At 71.6% G+C, this 22882-nt stretch carries 18 protein-coding genes; 5 read left to right on the top strand and 13 right to left on the bottom strand.

Annotated features, from left to right (window positions below; translation table 11 throughout):
• Positions 1 to 77: 77 nt before the first annotated feature.
• The 7 genes from IEY71_RS17675 to IEY71_RS17645 form a co-directional block, all read right to left on the bottom strand.
• Positions 78 to 1490, bottom strand: coding sequence for a UDP-N-acetylmuramoyl-tripeptide--D-alanyl-D-alanine ligase (locus tag IEY71_RS17675; protein WP_189086698.1), 1413 nt, complete (start codon positions 1488 to 1490; stop codon positions 78 to 80).
• A complete protein-coding gene (locus IEY71_RS17670; RefSeq protein ID WP_189086697.1) occupies positions 1487 to 3031 on the bottom strand; it encodes a Mur ligase family protein in 1545 nt (514 codons plus the stop codon). Before IEY71_RS17670 ends, IEY71_RS17675 begins: the two co-directional genes overlap by 4 nt.
• Positions 3032 to 3044: 13 nt before the next feature.
• The gene (locus tag IEY71_RS17665) at positions 3045 to 4814 is read right to left on the bottom strand and encodes a peptidoglycan D,D-transpeptidase FtsI family protein (RefSeq protein ID WP_229781839.1); all 1770 of its coding nucleotides are present in this window, start codon (positions 4812 to 4814) and stop codon (positions 3045 to 3047) included.
• 22 nt (positions 4815 to 4836) lie between these two features.
• Complete coding sequence (ftsL, locus tag IEY71_RS17660) at positions 4837 to 5412, bottom strand: cell division protein FtsL (RefSeq protein WP_189086696.1); 576 nt, start codon at positions 5410 to 5412, stop codon at positions 4837 to 4839.
• Positions 5409 to 6362 carry a 16S rRNA (cytosine(1402)-N(4))-methyltransferase RsmH gene (gene rsmH, locus IEY71_RS17655; RefSeq protein ID WP_189086695.1) on the bottom strand — a complete coding sequence of 318 codons (954 nt, stop codon included), beginning with the start codon at positions 6360 to 6362 and terminating at the stop codon, positions 5409 to 5411. The genes ftsL and rsmH overlap by 4 nt, the downstream gene beginning before the upstream one ends.
• A gap of 104 nt (positions 6363 to 6466) precedes the next feature.
• Complete coding sequence (gene mraZ, locus IEY71_RS17650; RefSeq protein ID WP_189086694.1) at positions 6467 to 6898, bottom strand: division/cell wall cluster transcriptional repressor MraZ; 432 nt, start codon at positions 6896 to 6898, stop codon at positions 6467 to 6469.
• Between the two features lie 344 nt (positions 6899 to 7242).
• On the bottom strand, positions 7243 to 7632 hold the full coding sequence (locus tag IEY71_RS17645; protein WP_189086693.1) for an SCO2097 family morphological protein: 390 nt from the start codon (positions 7630 to 7632) through the stop codon (positions 7243 to 7245).
• A gap of 73 nt (positions 7633 to 7705) precedes the next feature.
• Between IEY71_RS17645 and IEY71_RS17640 the strand changes: the two genes are divergently transcribed.
• A complete protein-coding gene (locus tag IEY71_RS17640; protein WP_189086692.1) occupies positions 7706 to 8818 on the top strand; it encodes a polyprenyl synthetase family protein in 1113 nt (370 codons plus the stop codon).
• Between the two features lie 62 nt (positions 8819 to 8880).
• Here IEY71_RS17640 and IEY71_RS17635 read toward each other — a convergent pair whose 3' ends face one another.
• Positions 8881 to 9219: an Rv2175c family DNA-binding protein gene (locus tag IEY71_RS17635; protein WP_189086691.1), complete on the bottom strand. Its 339-nt coding sequence runs from the start codon at positions 9217 to 9219 to the stop codon at positions 8881 to 8883.
• 241 nt (positions 9220 to 9460) lie between these two features.
• On the opposite strand from IEY71_RS17635, the gene IEY71_RS17630 reads away from it, so the two are divergent.
• Positions 9461 to 10567, top strand: coding sequence for a muramidase family protein (locus tag IEY71_RS17630; RefSeq protein WP_229781838.1), 1107 nt, complete (start codon positions 9461 to 9463; stop codon positions 10565 to 10567).
• Positions 10568 to 10681: 114 nt separating this feature from the next.
• On the top strand, positions 10682 to 12562 hold the full coding sequence (gene pknB, locus IEY71_RS17625) for a Stk1 family PASTA domain-containing Ser/Thr kinase (protein ID WP_189086707.1): 1881 nt from the start codon (positions 10682 to 10684) through the stop codon (positions 12560 to 12562).
• Positions 12563 to 12670: 108 nt separating this feature from the next.
• On the opposite strand, the gene IEY71_RS17620 is transcribed toward pknB, so the two are convergent.
• The 3 genes from IEY71_RS17620 to IEY71_RS17610 all read right to left on the bottom strand — a co-directional run bounded on the left by IEY71_RS17620 (position 12671) and on the right by IEY71_RS17610 (position 15831).
• Positions 12671 to 13999 carry a class II 3-deoxy-7-phosphoheptulonate synthase gene (locus IEY71_RS17620; RefSeq protein WP_189086706.1) on the bottom strand — a complete coding sequence of 443 codons (1329 nt, stop codon included), beginning with the start codon at positions 13997 to 13999 and terminating at the stop codon, positions 12671 to 12673.
• Between the two features lie 121 nt (positions 14000 to 14120).
• Positions 14121 to 14810 (bottom strand): lysophospholipid acyltransferase family protein, encoded by a 690-nt coding sequence (locus tag IEY71_RS17615; protein WP_189086689.1) that lies wholly within the window; start codon positions 14808 to 14810, stop codon positions 14121 to 14123.
• 55 nt (positions 14811 to 14865) lie between these two features.
• Complete coding sequence (locus tag IEY71_RS17610) at positions 14866 to 15831, bottom strand: ROK family glucokinase (protein ID WP_189086688.1); 966 nt, start codon at positions 15829 to 15831, stop codon at positions 14866 to 14868.
• Between the two features lie 150 nt (positions 15832 to 15981).
• Between IEY71_RS17610 and IEY71_RS17605 the strand changes: the two genes are divergently transcribed.
• On the top strand, positions 15982 to 17814 hold the full coding sequence (locus IEY71_RS17605; protein ID WP_189086687.1) for an AMP-dependent synthetase/ligase: 1833 nt from the start codon (positions 15982 to 15984) through the stop codon (positions 17812 to 17814).
• A gap of 123 nt (positions 17815 to 17937) precedes the next feature.
• Here the strand turns inward: IEY71_RS17605 and def are convergent, their stop codons facing one another.
• The gene (gene def, locus IEY71_RS17600; protein WP_189086686.1) at positions 17938 to 18429 is read right to left on the bottom strand and encodes a peptide deformylase; all 492 of its coding nucleotides are present in this window, start codon (positions 18427 to 18429) and stop codon (positions 17938 to 17940) included.
• Positions 18430 to 18504: 75 nt separating this feature from the next.
• Positions 18505 to 21909, bottom strand: coding sequence for a pyruvate carboxylase (locus IEY71_RS17595; protein ID WP_189086685.1), 3405 nt, complete (start codon positions 21907 to 21909; stop codon positions 18505 to 18507).
• 83 nt (positions 21910 to 21992) lie between these two features.
• On the opposite strand from IEY71_RS17595, the gene IEY71_RS17590 reads away from it, so the two are divergent.
• Positions 21993 to 22865, top strand: a complete 873-nt coding sequence (locus tag IEY71_RS17590) for a ParA family protein (RefSeq protein WP_189086684.1) — start codon at positions 21993 to 21995, stop codon at positions 22863 to 22865.
• Positions 22866 to 22882 lie beyond the last annotated feature (17 nt).

Here is a 22882-nt window from a genome sequence, read left to right as displayed (position 1 = left end):
CGTGAACAACCGGATGAACAACGGGGTCAGAAAGAGCGTGAAGGCGAGCGACAAGGCTCCAGCGGTCAGCAGTGCTCTCACGAGAACCATTCTCCCAGTCGGTCGCCGAGGTGACGAAGCCCCGCCGAGTTCGAAGACTTGACGAGGATCGTGTCCCCGGGGCGCGCCTGCGCCGTGACGAGCTCGAAGGCCTCGTCCTGCGTCTCGACGAAGGCGGACTCGCCGTCCCACGAACCCTCGTTGATCGCGGAGATGTGCAGGCGCCTGGCGCCCGATCCGACGACGACGAGCTGCGAGATGCCGAGCCGCACGGCGAGCAGACCGATCCGGTCGTGCTCGTCGCCCGAGAACTCGCCGAGCTCGCTCATCTCGCCGAGCACGGCGAAGGTCCGAGCGCCGTCGCGCTTCACCTGGGCGAGCGTCTTCAGCGCGGCGGACATCGAGTCCGGGCTGGCGTTGTACGCGTCGTTGATCACCGTGATGTCGTCGCGCCCGCCGAGCACCTCCATGCGGCCGTGCTCGGCGAGGGTGACGGATTCCAGCGCGGAGACGATGTCGGCGAGGGGCACCCCGAGCTCCCGGGCGGCGGCGATCGCGGCGAGGGCGTTCATGATGTGGTGCTCGCCGAGGACGCCGAAGGCGACCGTCGCGGACTCGCCGCCGGGCACGGTGACCGTGAACTCGGTCCCCCGGGCGTGCACACGGATGCCGCTCGCACGGACGTCCGCCGCGTCGCCGAGCCCGAAGCGCACCACACGGGCGCGCGTGAGCTCCGCCATCGGCGCGACGCGCGGGTCGTCGGCGTTCAGCACGGCGACGTCGGTGTCGAGCAGCTCGGTCACCATCTCGCTCTTCGCGCGGACGGTCTGCTCGATGCCGCCGAACTCGCCGGCGTGCGCGAGGCCGACCTTCAGCACGATGCCGACGTCCGGGCGGGCCATCCGGATCAGCCGCGCGATCTCGCCGACGCCGGAGGCGCCCATCTCGGCGACCAGGAACTCGGTCGATTCGGTGAGCTCGAGCATCGTGATCGGCGCGCCGACCTCGTTGTTGAACGACTTCCTGGCCGCGACGGTCTCCCCCACGCGCTCCAGCACCGTGCGCAGCAGGTTCTTCGTCGTCGTCTTGCCGTTCGATCCCGTCACGCCGACGATGCGCAGCCGCCCCAGCGCGCGCACGCGGGCGACGACCTCGGTCGCCAGGCGACCGAGCGCGTCGACCGAGTCGTCGACGACGATCTGCGGCACGTCGACCGGCTGCCCCTCCTCGACGATGAGCAGCGCGGCGCCGGCGTCGACCGCCGCGGGGACGAAGCGGTGCCCGTCGTCGAACTCGCCGCGCTTGGCGACGAAGACGCCGCCCGCGACGAGCTCGCGGGAGTCGGTGGTGACCGGCCCGTCGACGCGGTCCTGCGCGGTGGCGCCGGTGTCGGGCAGGCGGAGTTCGCCGCCGACCGCCGCGGCGATCTCGGCGAGGCGCAACGCGATCATGCCGGCCACCCCGCGTCGCGGAGGGCCGCTCGGGCATCGTCTCTGGCGGAGTACGGGATCTTCTCGCCCTTCACTTCGTGGTAGTCCTCGTGCCCGGGTCCGGCGTAGAGGATGGCGTCGCCCTCGCCCACGAGCGCGAGCGCCGTGCGGAACGCGGCTCGTGGGTCGGCGACCTCGTGGATCTCACGGTCGGGGACGGCCTCGCGGGCGCCGGCGATGAGCGCGGCGCGGATGGCCGCCGGATCCTCCCAGCGGGGGTGGAAGTCGGTGATCACGAGCGCGTCGGCGCCGCGGGCGGCGATCGCGCCCATCTCGGCGCGCTTCGTCGTGTCGCGGTCGCCGTCGGCGCCGAACACCATCACCAGGCGGCCGGGTGTGAACCGGCGGATGGCGCCGAGGGTCTGCAGGAAGGCGTCCGGGCTGTGGCCGTAGTCGACGTAGACGAGCGGACCCTGCTCGCCCGAGATGCGCTCGGCGCGACCGGGGATGTACGCGCGGATGCCGCCGTCGCGGTCGAGCGCCGCGGCGATCTCGTCGAAGGCGTAGCCGGCCTCGACGAGCATCACGATCGCGAGCGCCGCATTGGCCGCCATGTACCAGCCGACGATGGGCACGGAGGTCTCGAGGCGTCCTGCGGGCCCCTCGAGCACGAAGGAGGTGCTCGCGGCGAGCTCCTCGCCGACGGTCATGCGCCACTCGGCGTCGACGTCGGGGCGCGTGGTCAGCGTCGTGACGGGGATGCCGGACTCCGCGGCCAGGCGTCGGCCCCACTCGGAGTCGACGGTGACGACGCCGCGCCGGGCGCGGTCGGGCTGGAAGAGCGCGAGCTTCGCCGCGAAGTACTCGTCCATCGAGGCGTAGTCGTCGAGGTGGTCGTGGCTCAGGTTCGTGAAGCCGACGACGTCGAAGACGAGGCCGTCGACGCGATGACGGCTGAGGGCCTGCGCGGAGACCTCGATGCCGAAGGCGCTGGCGCCGAGCTCCGCGGCGCGCGCGAGGAGCGCGTGCAGCTCGCTCGCCTCGGGGGTGGTGAGTGAGCTGACGACCGCCTCGTCGCCGATGCGGCGCTCGGCGGTGGAGGTGAGGCCCGAGACCACGCCGAGCTGGCGGAGGATGCCGTCGAGCAGATAGACGACGCTCGTCTTGCCGTTGGTGCCCGTCACGCCGAACAGGGTCGCGGGGTTCTCGGCGGTGCCGTGGATCCAGGCCGCGACCGCGCCCAGCGCCGCCCGTGCGTCGTCGACGACGAGGACGGGAAGGCCGGCCGTCGCCGCGCGCTCGGCGCCGTCGGCGTCCGTGAGCACCGCGACCGCGCCGCGCGCCGCCGCGTCCGCGGCGTAGTCCGCGCCGTGCGCGTTCCGACCCGGGACGCCGACGTAGAGGTCTCCCGGCTGCACCGCGCGGCTGGAGAGGGCGACGCCGGTCACCTCGAGGCCGTCGAGATCGCCGCGCACGACCAGATCGAACTCCCCCGCGAGCTCGCGGAGCGATCTGGGATTCGGGTGCTGCGGCCGGAGTGCCGTGGGAGGCGTGCCGGTCACGAATCCAACTTTCTCACCAGCTTGCTGGCAGTTCGGGCGCCGGGGCGCCGGATGGAACCGTCCGATACTTCTTCAGCACCTGGCTCATCACGTCTCGGAAGACGGGAGCGGATGCGGCGGACGAATTCATCGTAACGGCATCGAAGATGCTGACCGAAACGACGTACTGCGGATCGTCCGCCGGCGCGTAGCCGGACACCGACACGAGGTACTCGCTCCGGTACCCGCCCTCACCGTCCGCGACCTGCGCGGTTCCGGTCTTCGCCGCGACCCGGTAGCCCGGGATGTTCCACTGATCGGCGAGCCAGCCCTCGAGGTACACGCGCTCGAGCATCGCGGTCGTCTGGTCGGCGGCCTGCGCGGAGACCACCTCTCGCGGGGTCTGGTCGGGCTTGCCGGTCACACTGCCGTCGGCGTGCTCGCAGCCCCGGACGAGCTGCACCGGCATCCGCACGCCGTGGTTCGCGAGCGTCTGGTAGGCGCTCGCGATCTGGACCGCGGTCGTCGTGAGGCCCTGACCGAACATCGTGGCGTACTTCGTCTGGTCGTCCGTGGCCCAGTAGTCCGGGCCGCCGTTCAGGTCGCCCGAGGCCTCGGCGGGGAAGCCGACCTCGCTCTCGGTGCCGAGGCCGAAGTCGAGCATGTCCTGGTAGCGCTGCTGGTCGCTCACCCGCTCGCCGAACTGCGACATGCCGGTGTTCGAGGAGTCGATGAGCACCCCGGTCAGGGTGAGCCGCTCGTCGTCGTGGTAGTCGGAGTCGTTGATGTCCGCGTTGCCCGGCGTGATCCGGTACGGCGCGACGACGCCGCTCGTCGGGTCGGCCTGCCCCGCGTCGAGCACCGAGGCCGCCGTGAGCGCCTTGAACGTCGAACCGGGCTCGAACGGTGCCGAGAACGAGCGCGAGCCCCGGTCCTCCGCATCCGTCGAGGACGGGTCGTTGGGGTCCACGGTCGGCACGTCGGCGACGGCGATCAGTTCCCCGGTCTTCGCGTTCATGACGGTGACCATGCCCCACTCGGCCCCCACCTCCGCGACCCGCGCGGCCAGGATGCGCTGCACCTCCCACTGCAGGTCCGCGTCGATCGTGAGCTGCAGCGTGCCGCCCGGCTGCGCCTCCTTCACCGTGCGCTCGGTCCCCGGGATGTCGACCCAGTCCTTCAGGGAGTGCAGCGAGCTCACCTCACCGTCGACACCCGCCAGGCACTGGTCCTGCGCCGCCTCGAGCCCGCCGGCCGGCTCCCCGTCCGCGGTGATCCAGCCGAGGAGGTTGCCCGCGACCGCGCCGTTCGGATAGATCCGTCCCGGGTGCTCCTGCGAGTACACCCACGGCACTTTCAGCGCGGCGACGCGATCGTAGGCGGCCACGTCGACCTGCTTCGCGAGGTACGCGAAGTCGGAGTCGGCATCGGCGGCGAGGCTCTGCTCGATCACGGTCAGCACGTGCTCGGCCGGGATGCCGAGGGCGGCGCCGAGCTCGGTCGCGTTCCGTTGCAGCTGACCCGGGTCCTCGGCCTCCCGAGCCTTCGCCTGCTTCGGCGACAGCGTGATGTCGTAGCGCATCACCGAATCGGCGAGCACGGTGCCGTTGGCATCGACGATGTCGCCGCGCGCGCCGTAGACGGTGCGCGAGTCGCTGCGCACCTGCTCGGCCTCGGCGTTGTACTCGTCGGCCCGCACCACCTGGATCTCCACGAGCTTCACGACGAAGACCGCGACGAAGGCGATCAGCAGCGCCCCGGCCACGACCACGCGACGCATCGGGTACCGGCTCGTCTGCTTCATGCGTCGAATGCCCCCAGTCGGATCAGTGCGTGTCGGGAGTGGGCAGCGCCCCCGGCGGCACGATCGGCTGATCCGCGTCGCTCGGCGGCTCGGTCACCGCTCCCCCGCTGGCATTGTCGCCCGCGAGCGGCTGGTTCACGAGCGGCACGTCGGCGATCAGCGAATTCGGGACGAGCGGCCCCGACGCCGCAGCACCGCCCCCGGCGGCCTGCGGCTGTCCCAGCACGGCTCCGTCCGACAGTCGGAGGTACACCGGCGTGGTGTTGGGGACCATGCCGAGTTCCTCGGCGTTCCGCGCGAGGTTCTGCGGGGACTGGAGCGCATCGAGCTCCTCGCCGACGATCTGCCGGTCCCGCTCGAGCTTCGTCTGCTGCACCCGGAGCGAGTCGAGTTCGTACGCCCCCTGCGTCATCGCGACCGAGAGCACGAGCTGCGCGGCCGCCACGAGGATGATCGCGCCGAGCGCGATGATCGCGTAGGCGATGCGCGGCTTGCGCCCGCGGACGGCGTCGGGGACGAGCCGGAGCCGACGGGCCGGAGCCGCCGCCGGCTCGCCGCGACGGGGGGCGGGCAGCGTCTGGACGGGCACAGCGCTCATGACGCCCTCCTCACTCGTTCGGCGGCGCGCAGCCGAACCGGCTTGGCGCGCGGGTTCTCCGCCTGCTCGGCCTCGCTCGCGAGCTCGGCACCTCGGACCAGCAGGCGGAACAGCGGCTTGTGCTCTGGCAGCTCCATCGGGAGCCCCGCGGGAGCGGTCGAGCTCGAGGCCGCCTGCAGCTCCCGCTTCACGAGGCGGTCTTCGAGCGACTGGTAGGAGAGCACGACGATGCGCCCGCCGACCGCGACCGCGTCGAGCGCGGCCGGGATGGCGGCGGCGAGCACCGAGAGCTCCTCGTTCACCTCGATCCGCAGCGCCTGGAAGACGCGCTTCGCGGGGTGCCCCTGACGCTGGATCGCCACCGGGGTCGCGTCGTGCAGGATCTGCACGAGCTCGCCCGATCGGGCGATGGGGTGATCGGCCCGGGCCCGCACGATCGCGCGTGCGTAGCGGGCGGCGAGCTTCTCTTCCCCGTAGTCGAGGAAGATGCGGCGCAGCTCGTCTTCGTCCGCCTCGGCGAGCACGTCGGCCGCCGTGCGCCCGCGCGACGGGTCCATCCGCATGTCGAGCGGTGCGTCCTTCGCGTAGGCGAAGCCGCGCTCGGCCCGGTCGAGCTGCAGCGAGGAGACGCCGAGGTCGAACAGGATGCCCTGCACCTCGTCGAAGCCCTCGCCGCGGATCGCTTCGGCGATGCCGTCGTAGACGGTGTGCACGAACCGGGCGCGATCGCCGAATGCGGCGAGCCGCTCGCGGGCGATCGCGAGCGCCTCCAGGTCTCGGTCGAGTCCGATGACGGTGAGCTCGGGGAAGCGCTCGAGGAACGCACGGCTGTGCCCGCCCATGCCGAGCGTGGCATCGACGAGCACGGCGCCCGGCGCCTCGAGGGCGGGGGCGAGCAGCTCGACGGTGCGGTCGAGCATGACTGGGGTGTGGATGCGATCGAGGTCCATGTTCCTTCTCCGGTCCCGAGTGCCTCGGGTCCTGATCCCCATCCGTGACCCTGATGCGGGGAAGTGCACCAGGTGCAACGGCTGGGAGTCAGCGCCCGAGGAGCTCAGAAGAGCCCCGGGATCACCTCCTCCGCGGTCTCGGCGAACGCCGCTTCCTGCTCGGCGAGGTACTGCTGCCACGCTTCGGCGTCCCAGATCTCGACCCGGCTGCCCGCGCCGATCACGGCGAGGTCGCGGTCGAGCCCCGCGTAGCCGCGGAGCGTGGCGGGGATGGTCACGCGGTGCTGCTTGTCGGGGGTCTCGGCCGAGGCGCCCGACAGGAAGACGCGCATGTAGTCCCGGGCCTGCTTGCTCGTGACCGGGGCCTGGCGGATCTTGTCGCTCATCTGCTCGAACTCACGAGCGCTGAAGACGTAGATGCACCGTTCCTGCCCTCGGGTGAGGACGAGGCCGTTGGAAAGCTCCTCGCGGAACTTCGCCGGCAGGATGATGCGCCCCTTCTCGTCGAGCTTCGGCTCGTACGTACCGAGAAACATCCCCCACCCCCTTTCCTCCGGCCAGGATCCAGGTGGCCCCACTTTACTCCACTCTCATCCCCGATTCAACGAAAACGCGCCTGTTTCAGGCAGATCGGTCGACGGAAAGCCCGAAAATTCAAGGGATTCAGGCGTGGTGGGAAGTGGAGGAGAAATCGCTCGAATTGGAGTTTCCGGGCGCGGCGAAGCGGCTGGCGACGCGTGACCCCGTCTCGACCCGCAGGATTCAGCGCGTCAGCGCACGCTCGGGGCGCCGTCCGGGCACGAAAAAGCGGGCCGATCGATTCGATCGGCCCGCGAGTGGTGCGAAGTGGAGGAGTCGGTGGAGCCCGCTTCTGAGCGGCTCAGCCCTGCCCGTCCTGGCGCCGGTCCCAACGATCGTTGAGCCGGTCCATGAAGCCCGCCTTCGGGCGGCTCTGACGCGAGCCGCGCGCGGCGTCGACCGGGTCGACCGGCGAGGGCTGTCCCGCCCCTCGGCGGGAGCGGGTCATGGAGAACAGCACGCCGGCGAACATCGCGGCGAAGCCGAGGATGCCGACGACGGGGATCTGGAGCGCGACGCCCGCGACGAGCGCGCCGATGCCGAGGAGGGCGATCAGCACGCCGATCGTCAACCGTCGGTAGTCCACCCCACCTCGTCGACCGCCGACCGCCTGCACGAAATCGGCGTCGTTGCGGTAGAGATTGCGCTCCATCTCTTCGAGAAGGCGCTGCTCCTGCTCTGAAAGCGGCATCTCATTCCCCTCTTTCGGGATCAACGCATCCTACGTCGATTCTAACGCCGCTGCGCCTCGCTAGGCTAGGCGGGTGGCACACGGTTCCCGACTGGTCGACCTGGTTCACGATCGGATCGAGGATTTCCTCGCCGACCGTACCTCCATTCTCGATGCCGTCTCGGGCGACCTCGCCCCACTCGGCGCATTCTCGAAGCGCTTTCTCAGCGGGGGGAAGCGCTTCCGAGCGCTGTTCTGCTACTGGGGCTGGGAGGCCGCCACGGGCGGCGCCTTCGACCCCTTCGACGGCCCCGACTCGCGCGACCGCTCCCCCGTCATCGCCGCGGCCGCGTCGCTCGAGCTCTTCCACGCCGCGGCGCTCGTGCACGACGACCTCATCGACAACTCGGACACCAGGCGCTCGGCGCCGAGCGCGCACCGGCTCTTCGAGCGGCTGCACGGCGAGTCCGGCTGGGTCGGCGACGGCGAGCAGTTCGGCCGCTCCGCGGCGATCCTGCTCGGCGACCTCCTCCTCGGCTGGAGCGACGAGCTGCTCGACGAGGGTCTCGAGCTCCTCGAACGGCGTGCGGACGCCCGCGCGGCCAGGGTCGAGTTCATGCGCATGCGCACCGAGGTGACGGCCGGTCAGTACCTCGACGTGCTCGAGGAGCACGCCTGGATCGCGCAGCCCGACGAGGAGCAGCAGCTCCGCGCCGAGCGGGTCATCGTCTACAAGGCCGCGAAGTACAGCGTCGAGGCGCCCCTCGCGATCGGCGCCGCGATCGGCGGCGCGACGCCCGAGCAGGCGGCCGCGCTCCGCGCCTACGGGCTGCCGCTCGGCATCGCCTATCAGCTGCGCGACGACCTGCTCGGCGTGTACGGCGACCCCGAGCTCACTGGCAAGCCCGCCGGCGACGACCTGCGCGAGGGTAAGCGCACGATGCTCATCGCGATCGCCCGCGAGCGGCTCGCGCCGAGCACGCGCCGGCTGCTCGACGAACTGCTCGGCGACCCAGAGCTCGACGACGCCCAGGTGCGGATGCTGCAGCAGACCCTCAGCGACTGCGGGGCCGTCGACGAGATCGAGGCGCTCATCACCCGTCAGCTGCAGGCCGCGACCGCGGCGCTCGCGGAGGCCCCCATCAGCGAGCACGCCCGGGCCGAGCTCGGCGCGCTCGCCCGCTCCGTCGCGAAGCGGGTCAGCTGAGCGCTCGCCCGGTGCTCGGTGCCCGGAGCCCGCTCACGACGTCGAGCGGTTCGGATGCCTCCTCAGGCGAGCGCCTGCGCGACGCGCCGCACCTCCGCCTTGCGCCCGGCGCGCAGCGCGGCGATCGGCGTCGTGCCGAGGCTGTCCTCCTCGCCGATCAGCCAGTCGAGGGCCTCTTCATCGCTGAAGCCGACGTCGTGCAGCACCATGGCCGTGCCGTGCAGCTCCGGCATCGGCGCACCGTCGCGGAGGAAGTCCGCCGGCACCTTGAGCACCCCGTCGATGCGCCGACCGAGGAGGTGACGGTCGTCGATCAGCCGACGCACCCGTCCGGGCGAGACGTCGAGCAGTTCGACGAGTTCGGGGACGGTCAGCCACTCGGTCGCAGTTGATTCGCTCACGCAGAACAGCCTGCCACGTCGCGGACGGCTCGTGGCCGAGCCGGTCCCGCGCCACGCGGGCGAGGGGTTTGACTCGCCCCTTCCCCTGTGCGAGCGTGACGAACAGCCGGTGATCCATGCCGACGAGGGGAATCAGATGACGACACGGCCCGAACCGGAATTCGAGCGGGGGCCTGATCAGGGAGCCTCGGCGGCTCGACCGAGTCTCCGCTCCCGCGCGATCGCCCTGCCGATCGCGGTCATGAGCTCCATCGCGGTCGCGCTCGGCTTCGCCCAGCCGGCGGATGCCGCCCCGCAACCCCCGAAGCGGCAGGCGAAGGGCAAGCCCGCGGCCAGCGGAGCGGCCGCCGTCCGGGCGGTCGCCGGCGCGGTGCCCGTCGAGGTCACCGTCGCTGAGGGCGACACGGTGACCGGCATCGCCGAGCGCTACGGACTCTCGACCGCGGAACTGCTCGCCGCGAACGGGCTCGGCTGGTCGAGCCTGATCTTCCCCGGCCAGCGCCTCGTGCTCCCCGGCGGCGCCCCGCGCGCGAGCGAAGCCGCACCGGAGATCGCCCGTCACACCGTCGCCGCCGGCGACACGATGGGCGGGATCGCCGACCGCTACGGCATCGACCTCGACCAGCTGCTGAGCGCGAACGGACTCGGGCGCGAGAGCCTGATCTTCCCCGGCCAGCAGGTGGTGCTCCCCATCGCCGGCGCCGTCCCCGCCGCGGCGCCGGCGGCGTCGCCGGCCGCCCCGGCCGAGGGCGCCGCGCCGGAGCAGGTCACCGTCGCCGAGGGCGACACCGCCTGGGACCTGGCCGAACGACTCGATGTCGACCTCGAGCAGCTCCTCGCCGCGAACCAGCTCGGCCCGGATGCCGTCCTCCAGCCGGGACAGGTCCTCACCGTGCCGCGTGCGGCGACCGCGGTCGCCCTCGTGGCCTCGGTGAGCACGGTGCTCACGGAGGAGATGCGGCAGAACGCGAAGCTCGTCATCGACATCGGCCGGGCCCTCGGCGTGCCCGACCGCGGGATCGTGGTCGCCCTGGCCGCCGCCGCCCAGGAGTCGGGGCTCCGCAACGTCCAGTTCGGCGACCGCGACTCCCTCGGCCTCTTCCAGCAGCGCCCCAGCCAGGGCTGGGGCACCCCGGAGCAGGTGCTCGACCCGGTGCGCGCGACCACCGCCTTCTACGGCGGGGCGGCGAACCCGAACCCCGGCGTCACACGAGGCCTCCTGGACATCCCCGGCTGGGAGTCCATGAGCGTGACCGATGCGGCGCAGGCGGTGCAGCTGAGCGCCTACCCGACGTACTACGCGAAGTGGGAGGCACAGGCCGCGGCCTGGCTCTCCGAGCTCGGCTGACCCCGCGTTCGGGTCACGAAGGGATTTCGATCCCATCGCCCGCGGCGGTTCGAACCCGGAAGGGCATACGCCCTTTCGTAGACTTCTACGGTGACCACAGCGCCCGTCGACCCGATGCTCGGCCGTCTCATCGACGGCCGGTACCAGGTGCGCTCGCGGATCGCCCGCGGCGGCATGGCCACCGTCTACCTCGCGACCGACCTTCGCCTCGAGCGCCGGGTCGCAATCAAGATCATGCACGGCCATCTCGCCGACGACAACACGTTCAAGACGCGGTTCGTGCAGGAGGCGCGCTCGGCCGCGCGCCTCGCCCACCCGAACGTGGTCAACGTCTTCGACCAGGGCCAGGACGCCGACATGGCGTACCTCGTCATGGAGTACCTTCCCGGCATCACGCTGCGCGACCTCCTGAAGGACTATCAGCGCCTCACGCCCGAGCAGACCGTCGACATCATGGACGCCGTGCTCGCCGGGCTGGCCGCCGCGCACAAGGCCGGCATCGTGCACCGCGATCTCAAGCCCGAGAACGTGCTGCTGGCCGACGACGGACGCATCAAGCTCGGCGACTTCGGCCTCGCCCGGGCGGCGAGCGCCAACACCGCCACCGGGCAGGCCCTGCTCGGCACCATCGCCTACCTCTCCCCCGAGCTGGTGACGAGGGGCGTCGCCGATGCCCGCAGCGACATCTACGCGGTCGGCATCATGATGTACGAGATGCTCACCGGCGAGCAGCCCTACGTGGGCGAGGCGCCGATGCAGATCGCCTACCAGCACGCGAACGACCAGGTCCCGACCCCGAGCTCGAAGTTCTCGGGCGTCCCGCCGGAGCTCGACGAGCTCGTGCTGTGGGCCACCTCGCGCGACCCCGAGCAGCGTCCCGCCGACGCGCGGGCGATGCTCGATCGCCTGCGCGAGGTGGAAGGGGCCGTCCGCGGCGTCGCCGGCCCGGTCCCCGCGCTCTACCAGCCGACCATGGTGCTCGCCGACACCACGGCCACCGCGGAGACCCGGGTGCTGAACCCGGCATCCGCCCCCGTTCCGACCGCCCTCGCCGCTCCGGAGGAGCAGGGCGAGGAGTCCGCCGCGCTCTCGGCTCGCGCCTCCGCCCGCAAGCGCAAGGGCTACTGGCTGTTCGCGCTCGTGCTGCTGCTCGCCGGACTCGCCGGCGGCACCGGCTGGTACTTCGGCGCAGGTCCCGGGGCCTCCGTCACCGTCCCGGTGACCGCCGGCCTCGAGCCCGCGGCGGCGGAGCAGGTGCTCACCGACGCGGGCTTCCAAGTCGCGCAGGGCGAACGCTACGACCCCGAGATCGCCGCGGGTCTCGTCTCGGGCACCGATCCCGCCGAGGGAGCCCAGGCGCGGCGCGGGGCGACCGTCACCGTGCTCGTCTCCCTCGGCCCGCGCATCCTCCAGGTGCCGGACGTCGTCGGCGACCCCGAAGCGGCGGCGCGGGAAGCGCTCGGCGACTTCACGGTGGGCGACGAGGTCGTGAAGCAGTTCAGCGACGAGATCGACGCCGGCGCCGTCGTCGGCCTGCTCGACGCGAGCGGTGCGCCGCTCCCCGCCGAGTACGCCGAGCGCGGCGCGATCACCCTGATCGTGTCCGTCGGCGCCGTGCCCCAGGTCGCCGGGATGACGCTCGCCGACGCCGAGGCGGCGCTCGACGCCGTCGGGCTGGAGGCGTCGCAGGGCGAACCGCAGTTCAGCGACGAGGTCCCGATCGACGTCGTCATCAGCGCCGAAGCGCAGAACGATCCGATGCGCCCGGGCGACAGCGTGCTGCTCGTCGTCTCGAAGGGGCCGGATCTCGTCGAGGTGCCGAACGTCGTCACCGGCCAGACGATCGCCGCGGCCCGCGAGCAGCTCGAAGCGCTCGACTTCGCGGTGACCTCGAACGTGCCCGGATTCCTCGAGGGAGCCGTCGTCGCGGCGAAGCAGAGCGTGGCCCCCGGTGAGCGCGTGAAGCGCGGCACCGAGATCTCCGTCAACTTCTGAGCCGCGCTCCGACGCGCCTCGGGCGCTCGGGCGGGGGCGATCCCGGCCCCCGCACGGCGAACGGCGGCGCCCCGCCGAAGCGGGACGCCGCCGTTCCGTCGCCCGTGCTCAGCGGGCGGCGAGCTCCTCGGCCACCAGGAAGGCGAGCTCGAGGGACTGCATGTGGTTCAGCCGCGGGTCGCAGAGCGACTCGTAGCGCGTCGCCAGCGTCGCCTCGTCGATGTGCTCGGAGCCGCCGAGGCACTCGGTGACGTCGTCGCCGGTGAGCTCCACGTGGATGCCGCCCGGGTGCGTGCCGGCTGCGCGGTGCGCCTCGAAGAAGCCCTTGACCTCGTCGACCACGTCGTCGAAGCGACGGGTCTTGTAGCCGGTGGGCGTCGTGATGCCGTTACCGTGCATGGGGTCGGTCACCCACAGCGGCTGCGCGTCGGACCGCTTGATCGCCTCGAGCAGGGGCGGCAGCGCCTCCCGGATGCGGCCGGCGCCCATGCGCGTGATGAACGTCAGGCGGCCCGGCTCGCGATTCGGGTCGAGCTTCTCGACGAGCTCGAGCATCGTCTCGGGCGTCGTCGTCGGCCCGAGCTTCACCCCGATCGGGTTGCGGACGCGCGAGAGGAAGTCGACGTGCGCGCCGTCGAGCTCGCGGGTGCGCTCACCGATCCAGATGAAGTGCGCCGAGGTGTTGTACGGCGTCCCGGTGCGCGAGTCGATGCGCGTCATCGGGCGCTCGTAGTCCATCAGCAGGCCCTCGTGACCCGTGTAGAACTCCGTGCGCTTCAGCTCCTCGAAGTCGGCGCCGCAGGCGTCCATGAACTTCACCGCGCGGTCGATCTCGCGCGCGAGCTTCTCGTACCTGGCGTTCGCCGGGTTCGCCGCGAAGCCCTGGTTCCACTGGTGCACCTGCCGGAGGTCGGCGAAGCCGCCCTGCGTGAAGGCCCGAATGAGGTTCAGCGTCGAGGCGGCCATGTGGTAGCCCTGCAGCAGCCGACGCGGGTCGGCGGCGCGCGACTCCGGGGTGAAGTCGTAGCCGTTCACGATGTCGCCGCGGTACGCGGGCAGCGTCACGTCGCCGCGCGTCTCGGTGTCGCTCGAGCGCGGCTTCGCGAACTGCCCCGCCATGCGGCCCATCTTCACGACCGGCATCGAGGCGCCGTAGGTCAGCACCACGGCCATCTGCAGCAGGGTCTTGACCCGGTTGCGGATCTGGTCGGCCGTGGCGCCGGCGAAGGTCTCGGCGCAGTCGCCGCCCTGCAGGAGGAACGCCTCGCCGCGGGAGGCGCTGGCCAGCCGCTCGCGGAGCATGTCGACCTCGCCGGCGAAGACCAGCGGCGGCAGCGTGGCGAGTTCGGCCGAGGCGGCGGCGGCCGCGGCCGCATCGGGCCACTGCGGCTGCTGCTTGATCGGCAGCGTGCGCCAATAGTCGAGGCCCGCGATCACATCGGGATCTGCGTTCACGAAGGGCTCGACGAGCTGTTGCACTGGATGTCCTGGAGGGTCGGGCGCGCGATCGCGCGCGGGTACGAAACGACGCCGCGCAGCGCGGCGTCGTAGGACGAGCCTACCGCGCCTCGGAGGCCCGTCGTTCCTTGACCGAACTCGCGTAGACGTCCACGTATTCCTGGCCGCTGAGCTCGCGCAGTTCGTAGACGAGCTCGTCGGTCACGCTGCGCAGCACGAAGCGGTCGCTCTCGAGGCCGTGGAAGCGCGAGAAGTCGAGCGGATCGCCGATCACGATGCCGATGCGCCGCACCTTCGGGAGCCGGGTGCCGATCGGCATGACCTCGGCGGTGCCGATCATGGCGACGGGCACGACCGGCGCGCCGGACTCCAGCACCATGCGGGCGACCCCGGTGCGTCCGCGGTACAGCTTCGCGTCGGGGCTGCGGGTGCCCTCGGGGTAGATGCCGAGGATGCGGCCCTCGCTGAGCACCCGGAGGCCGGTGTTGAGGGATGCCTCGGACGCCTTGCCGCCGCTGCGGTCGATCGGCAGCTGCCCGGTGGCCTGGAAGAAGAGCTTGGTGGCCCAGCCCTTGAGCCCCCGGCCGGTGAAGTACTCGCTCTTGGCGAGGAAGACGACCGGCCGGTCCACGACGAGCGGCAGGAAGATCGAGTCGATGAAGGAGAGATGGTTCGAGGCGAGGATGACCGGCCCGTTCGCGGGGATCTTCTCGAGGCCGACGATCCAGGGGCGGAAGATCGCGAGGAGCACCGGCCCCACGACGATGTGCTTCATGATCCAGTAGAACACCCGAGCTCCCCGTCTCGTCCTTCGCGCCCGCCCCGGGCGGAGTCCAGCCTAGCGATCAGGCGTGCTGCTCGACCCACACGCGCGCGAGGTCGGCGGCTCCGACGACGCCGGCGTCGTTCACGAGCTCGGCGATCACGAAGTCCGGCTCCGGGTGGTAGCCCCTCGCGGGCAGGTGCTCGAGGTACGCCTCGCGGATCGGCTGCAGCAGCAGCTCGCCGGCCACCGCCACGCCGCCGCCGAAGACGAAGCGCTGCGGGTCGAGCACCGCCGAGAGGCTCGCCGCGGCCTGTCCGAGCCACTGCCCGAGCTGGCGCAGCGCCGTGAGCGCGCCGGGGTCGCCGGCCTCGATGAGCGCGCCGACGAGCGCGCCGTCGAGCTTGCCGTGCTCGGCCCGAGTGCGGGCGAGCGCCTGGCCGATGCCGCCGGCGTCGGCGATCTCGCCGGCCATCCGCAGCAGCGCCCGGCCGGAGCCGTACTGCTCGAGGCATCCGTGCTGACCGCAGCCGCAGGCGATGCCGCCGGGGACGAGCCGGAGGTGGCCGAGCTCGGCCCCGGCGCCGAAGCCGCCGCGGAAGAGGCGGTCGCTCGCGACGATCGCGCCGCCGACGCCGGTGCCGATCGTGAGCATCACCATGTCGCTCACGAGCCGGCCGGCGCCGAAGCGGAACTCGGCCCAGCCAGCGGCGTTCGCGTCGTTGTCGACGACCACGGTGCCGCCGACGCGGGCCTCGAGCTTCTCGCGGAAGGGCTCGTTGCGCCAGTCAATGTTGGGCGCGTAGTAGACGGTGGACTGCGCCGCGTCGATGAATCCGGCCGCCGCGACCCCGACGGCGTCGATGCCGCCCGTCGCGTGCTCGTCGGCGCGGAGCCGCCCGATCATCGCGACGACCTCGTCCTCGACGGCTCGGGCGTCGCCGGCCGGGGTCGGCACACGGTCTTGCGCGACGATGGTGCCGAGCTCGTCGACGATCGCTCCCGCGATCTTCGTACCGCCGATGTCGATGCCGATCGCGTGCGCCACGAGGCCGCCTTTCAGGGGGAACGGGAAGGTTCGCGCCGCCGCCGAACGCCTGGGCGCGCGCGGGCAACGACTAGAGTGTAGTCAACCCAACGCCGAGGCCCGAGACGTGCGTCGACGCGCGAAGGCCTCCCCGGTGCCGAAGGAGCTGCCGTGACCGAATTCGCAACGCCCGCCGTTGTCGCCGCCGACCCGCATGCGAACACCACCGACCTGCTGGTGGAACGCGTGCGCGCCACCCCCGACGCCGCGTTGTTCTCGCTGCCGACCGCCGACGGCGGTTGGTCGCCGGTGACGGCGAAGGAGTTCCACGCGCAGGTGATCGCCCTCGCCAAGGGGCTGGCCGCGGCCGGCATCCAGCCTGGCGACAAGATCGGCCTGATGTGCAAGACCCGCTACGAGTGGACGCTCATCGACTTCGCCGTGTGGTTCGCCGGCGCGGTGCTCGTGCCCGTCTACGAGACGAGCTCCCCCGCGCAGGTGCGGTGGAACCTCAGCGACTCGGGGGCGATCGCCATCATCGTCGAGACCCCCGACCACTTCAGCCGCTTCGACGAGGTGCACCCGGATCTGCCCGCCGTGCAGCACGTCTGGCAGATCGACCTGGGCGACCTCGACAAGCTCGCCGCCTCCGGCGCCTCCGTCTCCGACGAGGAGATCGAGCGCCGCCGCACGATCGCCAACGCGGACGACATCGCGACCCTCATCTACACCTCGGGCTCGACCGGCAAGCCGAAGGGCTGCGTGCTGACCCACGCGAACTTCGTCGAGCTGTCGCGCAACTCCGCGGTCGCGCTCGACGAGGTCGTGCTCGACCCGAACGGCGCGTCGACCGTGCTGTTCATCACCCTCGCCCACGTGTTCGCGCGCTTCATCGCGGTGCTCTGCGTGCACGCCGGCGTGCGCGTCGGCCACCAGCCGGACACGAAGCAGCTGCTGCCCGCGCTCTCGAGCTTCAAGCCGACCTTCCTCCTCGCGGTCCCCCGCGTCTTCGAGAAGGTCTACAACGTCTCCGAGCAGAAGGCCGAGACCGGCGGCAAGGGCAAGATCTTCCGCGCCGCCGCCGAGACCGCCGTCGCGTACTCGACCGCGCTCGAGCAGGGCTCGGTGCCGTTCGGCCTGAAGCTCCGCTTCCGGCTCTTCGATGCGCTCGTCTTCAAGAAGCTGCGGGCGGCGCTCGGCGGCAACGTGAAGTACGCGGTGTCCGGCTCCGCGCCGCTCGGCGCCCGCCTCGGGCACTTCTACCACGCGCTCGGCATCGCGATCCTCGAGGGCTACGGCCTCACCGAGACAACCGCGCCCGCCACGGTGAACCTGCCGACGCGTTCGAAGATCGGCACGGTCGGTCCGGCGCTGCCGGGCGTCGCGCTCCGACTCGCGGACGACGGCGAGATCCAGGTGAAGGGCGTCAACGTCTTCAAGGAGTACTGGAAGAACCCCGAGGCGACCGCCGAGGCCTTCGACGGCGAGTGGTTCAAGACGGGCGACATCGGCTCCTTCGACGACGAGGGCTTCCTCACGATCACCGGGCGCAAGAAGGAGATCATCGTCACGGCCGGGGGCAAGAACGTCGCCCCCGCCGCGCTCGAAGACCCGATCCGGGCGAACCCGCTCGTCGGCCAGGTCGTCGTCGTCGGCGACAAGAAGCCGTTCATCTCGGCGCTCGTGACCCTCGACCCCGAGATGCTGCCGGTGTGGCTGAACAACAACGGCGAGGACGCCGGCATGAGCCTCGACGAGGCGGCGGCGAACGAGGCCGTCCGCGCCGAGGTGCAGCGGGCGATCGACGCCGCGAACGAGCTCGTCTCCCGTGCCGAGTCGATCCGCAAGTTCACGGTGCTGCCGCTCGAGCTCACCGAGGCGAGCGGTCACCTGACGCCGAAGCTCAGCATCAAGCGCAACGTCATCCTCGAGGACTTCGCCGGCGAGATCGAGGCGATGTACTCGGGCGCCCCGGCGACCGAGGGCATGTCCGCGATCAGCTGATCACCACGAACGCGATGTACTCGGGCGCCCCGGCGACCGAGGGCATGTCCGCGATCAGCTGATCACCACGAACGACGAAGGGGCGCCGCATCCGCGGCGCCCCTTCGTCGTTCGTCCTGCGACTCAGAACCAGTCGGACTCGCGCACCTCGCGCATCGCGACCCGACGCTCGGCCGGCTCGAGACGATCGAGGTAGAGGATGCCGTCGAGGTGGTCGGTCTCGTGCTGCAGCGCCTGCGCGAGCACCCCGGTGCCCTCGACGACGATCTCCTGGCCGTCGAGGTCGATGCCGCGCACCCGCGCGTAGGGGTGGCGCGGGGTGTCGTGCCAGAGCCCGGGCACCGAGAGGCAGCCCTCGCCGGTCGGCTCCTTCTCGCCGCGCACCTCGACGAGCTCGGGGTTCAGCACGTAGCCGATCCGCCCGTCGACGTTGTAGCTGAACGCCCGGAGGTTGACGCCGATCTGCGGGGCCGCGACCCCGGCGCGCCCGGGCAGCTTGACCGAGTCGAGGAGATCCGCGACGAGCCCCCTGACGCCGTCGTCGATGGTCTCGATCGGCGCGGACCGGGCCTTCAGCACGGGATCGCCGAAGACGCGGATGGGACGTTCAGGCACGGGGGCTCCATTTCCGGGCCCGCGACAGGCGGGCGTTGCGAGCGGTTCAGGTGGGCGGCGACAGCGTATCGCGACTCAGGCGGGGCGGACGACGACGAGCAGGTCGCCCGCCTCGACCTGCTGGGTCTTCGGGATCGCGACCCGCTCGACCACACCCGCCACCGGCGAGGTGATCGCCGCCTCCATCTTCATCGCCTCGATCGAGGCCACGGCCTGGCCGACCTGGATCTCGGCGCCCGGCTCGACCTGGAGGGTGACCACGCCGGAGAACGGCGCGGCGACGTGCCCCGGCTGCGAGGCGTCCGCCTTCTCCGCGGCGCGGGTGTCCACCGTGATGGAGCGGTCGCGCACGAAGACGGGACGGAGCTGGCCGTTCAGGATGGTCATCACGGTGCGCATGCCCTTGTCGTCGGCCTCGCCGATCGCTTCGAGCCCCGCGTACAGCCGCACGCCCTTGTCGATCTCGATGACGTGCTCGGCGCCCGAGCGCAGCCCGTAGAGGTAGTCGGCGGTGTCCACGACGGAGAGGTCGCCGAAGAGCTCGCGGATCTGCTCGAACTGCCGGGTCGGCGCCGGGAACAGCAGCGTGTTCAGCATCGCGCGACGGCCGGCGGAGTCGCCCTCGAGCGCGGCGCGCTGCGCCTCGTCGAGCTCGGCCACGCCGATGCGCACGTCGCGACCGGCGAGCACCTTCGAGCGGAAGGGCTCGGGCCAGCCGCCCGGGAGGTCGCCGAGCTCGCCCGCCATGAAGCCGACGACCGAGTCGGGGATGTCGTACTTCTCGGGGTTCGCGGCGAAGTCGGCCGGGTCGGCCTTGACCGCGGCGAGGTGCAGGGCGAGGTCGCCGACCACCTTCGACGAGGGGGTCACCTTCGGCACGCGGCCGAGGATGTCGTTCGCCGCCGCGTACATGTCCTCGATGAGCTCGAAGTCGTCGGCGAGGCCGAGCGCGATCGCCTGCTGACGCAGGTTCGAGAGCTGGCCGCCGGGGATCTCGTGGTGGTACACGCGGCCGGTGGGACCGGGCAGGCCCGACTCGAACGGGCGGTACAGGCGGCGCACGGCCTCCCAGTAGGGCTCGAGGTCGGAGACCGCGTCGAGCGAGATCCCCGTGTCGCGTTCGGTGTGCGCGAGCGCGGCCACGAGCGAGGAGGCGGACGGCTGGCTCGTGGTGCCCGCCATCGGCGCGCTGGCGACGTCGACCGCGTCGACGCCCGCCTCGGACGCGGCGAGGAGCGTCGCCAGCTGGCCGCCGGCGGTGTCGTGCGTGTGCAGGTGCACCGGCACGTCGAAGCGCTCGCGGAGCGCTCGGACGAGCTTCGCCGCCGCGGCCGGGCGGAGCAGGCCCGCCATGTCCTTGATCGCGAGCACGTGCGCGCCGGCGCCGACGATCTCGTCGGCGAGGCCCAGGTAGTAGTCGAGCGTGTAGAGGTCCTCGGCGGGGTCGAGCAGGTCGCCCGTGTAGCAGAGCGCCACCTCGGCGAGCGAGTGCCCCGTCTCGAGCACGGCGTCGATCGCGGGACGCATCTGGGCGACGTCGTTCAGCGCGTCGAAGATGCGGAAGACGTCGACGCCCGTCGACGCGGCCTCGCGCACGAAGGCGTCGGTGACCTCGGTGGGGTACGGCGTGTAGCCGACCGTGTTGCGGCCGCGCAGCAGCATCTGGATCGCGACGTTCGGCAGCGACTCCCGGAGTGCGGCGAGCCGCTCCCAGGGGTCCTCGCCGAGGAAGCGGAGGGCGACGTCGTAGGTCGCGCCGCCCCAGGCCTCCACCGAGAGCAGCTGCGGGGTGAGCCGGGCCACGTACGGCGCGACGGCGATCAGGTCCTTCGTGCGCACGCGGGTCGCGAGCAGCGACTGGTGGGCGTCGCGGAACGTCGTCTCGGTGACCGCGAGCGGAGTCTGCGCGCGGAGCGCGGCAGCGAAGCCGGCGGGCCCGAGCTCGAGCAGCCGCTGGCGCGAGCCGTCGGGAGCGGGCTGGGAGAGGTCGAGCTTCGGCAGCTTGTCGACCGGGCGGACCGAGATCGGCGCGGCCCCGTTCGGCTGGTTGACGGTGACGTCGGCGAGCCAGTTCAGGATCTTGGTGCCGCGGTCCTTCGAGACGCGGCCGCGCAGCAGCTGCGGGCGCTCGTCGATGAAGGAGGTGCTGAGGTCGCCGGCGACGAACGCCGGGTCGTCGAGCACGGCCTGCAGGAAGGGGATGTTCGTGGAGACGCCGCGGATGCGGAATTCGGCGAGGGCGCGCTTCGCCCGGGCGACGGCGGCCGTGTAGTCGCGACCGCGGCAGGTGAGCTTCGCGAGCATCGAGTCGAAGTGCGGGCTGATCTGCGCGCCGGGGTTCACGGTGCCGCCGTCGAGGCGGATGCCGGCGCCGCCGGGCGAGCGGTAGGTCGTGATCTTGCCCGTGTCGGGACGGAAGCCCGAGGTGGGGTCCTCCGTCGTGATGCGGCACTGCAGGGCCGCCCCGCGGAGGCGGATCTCGTCCTGGTGCAGGCCGAGCTCGCCGAGGGTCTCCCCCGCGGCGATGCGCATCTGCGCCACGACGAGGTCGACGTCGGTGACCTCCTCGGTCACCGTGTGCTCGACCTGGATGCGGGGGTTCATCTCGATGAAGACGTGCTCCCCGGCCCGCTCTCCCGCGGTGTCGAGCAGGAACTCGACCGTTCCTGCGTTCACGTAGCCGATGGAGCGAGCGAAGGCGATCGCGTCGCGGTAGAGCGACTGCCGCACCTCGTCCGGCAGGTTCGGCGCGGGAGCGATCTCGATGACCTTCTGGTGGCGCCGCTGCACGGAGCAGTCGCGCTCGAAGAGGTGCACGGTCTCACCACTCGCGTCGGCGAGCACCTGGACCTCGATGTGACGGGGCCGGAGCACGGCCTGCTCGAGGAACATCGTCGGGTCGCCGAAGGCGCTGTCGGCCTCGCGCATCGCCTCCTCGAGCGCCGGACGGAGCTCCTCGGGCGAGTTCACCCGACGCATCCCGCGGCCGCCGCCGCCGGCGACGGCCTTCGCGAAGATCGGGAAGCCGATGCTCTCGGCCTGGCCGACCAGCCAGTCGAGGTCGCGCGAGGGCGGGGTCGACTTCAGCACGGGGACGCCGGCGGCGATCGCGTGCTCCTTCGCCGTGACCTTGTTGCCGGCCATCTCGAGCACCTGCTTCGGCGGCCCGATGAAGGCGATGCCGGCCTCGGCCGCGGCCTGGGCGAGCTCGGGGTTCTCGGAGAGGAAGCCGTAGCCCGGGTAGATCGCGTCGGCGCCCGACTCCTTCGCCACCCGGATGATCTCCGAGATGTCGAGGTAGGCGCGGACCGGATGGCCCGGCTCACCGATCTGGTACGCCTCGTCGGCCTTCAGACGATGCAGCGAATTGCGGTCCTCGTAGGGGTAGACCGCGACGGTCTTCGCACCCACTTCGTTCGCCGCGCGGAACGCGCGGATGGCGATCTCGCCACGATTCGCAACCAGGATCTTCGTGAACATGCAGGCCTCTCGGTCAGCGGGCTGCGGACGCGCACAGCGAACGCTGAGCAATCCATCGAGTCATAACGGTAACGTATCTGTTCGTGCACGTTCTTTCGGTCAGCTCCCTCAAGGGCGGCGTCGGCAAGACGACGGTCACGCTCGGTCTCGCCTCTGCGGCGTTCGCCCGAGGCATCCGGACCCTCGTCGTCGACCTCGACCCGCAGTCAGACGTGTCCACAGGCATGGACATCCAGGTCGCCGGCCACCTGAACGTCGCCGACGTCCTCGCCTCCCCCAAGGAGAAGATCGTCCGCTCGGCGATCGCGCCGAGCGGGTGGGCCAGGCAGAACCCGCAGTCCACGATCGACGTCATGATCGGCAGCCCGTCCGCCATCAACTTCGACGGCCCGCACCCGTCGATCCGCGACATCTGGAAGCTCGAGGAGGCGCTCGCGAACGTCGAGGCCGACTACGAGCTCGTCCTCATCGACTGCGCGCCCTCGCTAAACGCGCTCACCCGCACCGCGTGGGCCGCGAGCGACCGCGTCGCCGTCGTCACCGAGCCCGGGCTGTTCTCCGTGGCTGCTGCCGACCGCGCCCTGCGGGCGATCGAGGAGATCCGCCGCGGCCTCTCCCCCCGGCTGCAGCCCCTCGGCATCATCGTGAACCGGGCGCGCGTGCAGTCGCTCGAGCACCAGTTCCGCATCAAGGAGCTGCGCGACATGTTCGGCCCCCTCGTGCTGAGCCCGCAGCTGCCCGAGCGCACCTCGCTGCAGCAGGCGCAGGGCGCGGCGAAGCCGCTGCACATGTGGCCCGGTGAGAGCGCCGAGGAGATGTCGGCGAACTTCGATCAGCTGCTCGACCGCGTGCTTCGGGCCGCCCGTATCGGCGACCCCGGTGCCCCCGAGTCCGCGGCGACGCCGATCGCGACCGGTGCGGTGCCGCGACCCGAGCTCGAGGCGCCGTCCGCCTGATCCGGCGGGTGACCCTG

Source organism: Agromyces mediolanus, assembly GCF_014648575.1.
In the GTDB taxonomy this organism is placed as follows: Bacteria; Actinomycetota; Actinomycetes; order Actinomycetales; family Microbacteriaceae; genus Agromyces; species Agromyces mediolanus.
The sequence above is the reverse complement of the archived record's forward strand: the minus strand, read 5'-3'. Positions and strand labels throughout refer to the sequence as shown.

Coding starts and splice junctions, on each gene's coding strand:
- IEY71_RS17675 (WP_189086698.1), bottom strand. CDS start 1,490: ATGATCGCGTTGCGCCTCGCCGAGATCGCCGCGGCGGTCGGCGGCGAA.
- IEY71_RS17665 (WP_229781839.1), bottom strand. CDS start 4,814: ATGAAGCAGACGAGCCGGTACCCGATGCGTCGCGTGGTCGTGGCCGGG.
- ftsL (WP_189086696.1), bottom strand. CDS start 5,412: ATGAGCGCTGTGCCCGTCCAGACGCTGCCCGCCCCCCGTCGCGGCGAG.
- rsmH (WP_189086695.1), bottom strand. CDS start 6,362: ATGGACCTCGATCGCATCCACACCCCAGTCATGCTCGACCGCACCGTC.
- mraZ (WP_189086694.1), bottom strand. CDS start 6,898: ATGTTTCTCGGTACGTACGAGCCGAAGCTCGACGAGAAGGGGCGCATC.
- IEY71_RS17645 (WP_189086693.1), bottom strand. CDS start 7,632: ATGCCGCTTTCAGAGCAGGAGCAGCGCCTTCTCGAAGAGATGGAGCGC.
- IEY71_RS17630 (WP_229781838.1), top strand. CDS start 9,461: ATGAGCTCCATCGCGGTCGCGCTCGGCTTCGCCCAGCCGGCGGATGCC.
- pknB (WP_189086707.1), top strand. CDS start 10,682: ATGCTCGGCCGTCTCATCGACGGCCGGTACCAGGTGCGCTCGCGGATC.
- IEY71_RS17595 (WP_189086685.1), bottom strand. CDS start 21,909: ATGTTCACGAAGATCCTGGTTGCGAATCGTGGCGAGATCGCCATCCGC.